The organism is Psychromonas sp. 14N.309.X.WAT.B.A12 (assembly GCF_030397575.1).
Lineage (GTDB): Bacteria > Pseudomonadota > Gammaproteobacteria > Enterobacterales > Psychromonadaceae > Psychromonas.
Genome location: NZ_JAPNXS010000021.1, coordinates 1 through 1,676, shown reverse-complemented (window position 1 = coordinate 1,676; position 1,676 = coordinate 1). Strand labels below are relative to the sequence as shown.

The following is a 1,676-nucleotide window of genomic DNA, read 5'->3' as shown; positions in this document are numbered from 1 at the left end:
ACTTTCTAATCAAACAATCTGTGTGGGCACTCATTATTACTTGCGCCAATGTACCTAAGTACAAAGGATGTGTTTCTTTACGTAAGGAGGTGATCCAGCCCCAGGTTCCCCTAGGGCTACCTTGTTACGACTTCACCCCAGTCATGAACCACACCGTGGTCATCGCCATCCCGAAGGTTAAGCTAATGACTTCTGGTGCAGCCCACTCCCATGGTGTGACGGGCGGTGTGTACAAGGCCCGGGAACGTATTCACCGTGGCATTCTGATCCACGATTACTAGCGATTCCAACTTCACGGAGTCGAGTTGCAGACTCCGATCCGGACTACGACAAACTTTAGGAGATTCGCATACCATCGCTGGTTAGCAGCCCTTTGTATTTGCCATTGTAGCACGTGTGTAGCCCATCCCGTAAGGGCCATGATGACTTGACGTCGTCCCCACCTTCCTCCGGTTTATCACCGGCAGTGTCCCTAGAGTTCCCGGCATAACCCGCTGGCAAATAAGGATAAGGGTTGCGCTCGTTGCGGGACTTAACCCAACATTTCACAACACGAGCTGACGACAGCCATGCAGCACCTGTCTCAGAGTTCCCGAAGGCACTCATCTATCTCTAGGTGATTCTCTGGATGTCAAGGGATGGTAAGGTTCTTCGCGTTGCATCGAATTAAACCACATGCTCCACCGCTTGTGCGGGCCCCCGTCAATTCATTTGAGTTTTAACCTTGCGGCCGTACTCCCCAGGCGGTCTATTTAATGCGTTAGCTTTGAATCCCACGGCATATAGCCACAAAATTCTAATAGACATCGTTTACTGCGTGGACTACCGGGGTATCTAATCCCGTTTGCTCCCCACGCCTTCGCGCCTCAGCGTCAGTCTTTGTCCAGGTGGCCGCCTTCGCCACTGGTATTCCTTCAGATCTCTACGCATTTCACCGCTACACCTGAAATTCTACCACCCTCTACAAAACTCTAGTTAACCAGTTTCAAATGCAGTTCCAAGGTTGAGCCCTGGGATTTCACATCTGACTTAATTAACCGCCTACGCGCGCTTTACGCCCAGTAATTCCGATTAACGCTCGCACCCTCCGTATTACCGCGGCTGCTGGCACGGAGTTAGCCGGTGCTTCTTCTGCGAGTAACGTCACAGCTGCACTCTATTAAAGTACAACCTTTCCTCCTCGCTGAAAGTGCTTTACAACCCGAAAGCCTTCTTCACACACGCGGCATGGCTGCATCAGGCTTGCGCCCATTGTGCAATATTCCCCACTGCTGCCTCCCGTAGGAGTCTGGACCGTGTCTCAGTTCCAGTGTGGCTGGTCATCCTCTAAGACCAACTAGGGATCGTCGCCTTGGTAAGCCATTACCTTACCAACTAGCTAATCCCACTTGGGCTACTCTTATGGCGTGAGGCCCGAAGGTCCCCCACTTTGATCCGGAGATGTTATGCGGTATTAGCAGTCGTTTCCAACTGTTGTCCCCCACCATAAGGCATATTCCCAAGCATTACTCACCCGTCCGCCACTCGTCAGCAAAGTAGCAAGCTACTTTCTGTTACCGTTCGACTTGCATGTGTTAAGCCTGCCGCCAGCGTTCAATCTGAGCCATGATCAAACTCTTCAATTTAAAGTTTAATTTGCAACCTAAGTTGCGACTCAATATTACTGACTAAAACTA

The 1,676-nt window shown here is 50.8% G+C and carries 1 rRNA gene; it reads right to left on the bottom strand.

The features are described 5' to 3' along the window. Positions 1-82: 82 nt before the first annotated feature. A 16S ribosomal RNA gene (locus OW492_RS16855) occupies positions 83-1,625 on the bottom strand. Between the last annotated feature and the right edge of the window lie 51 nt (positions 1,626-1,676).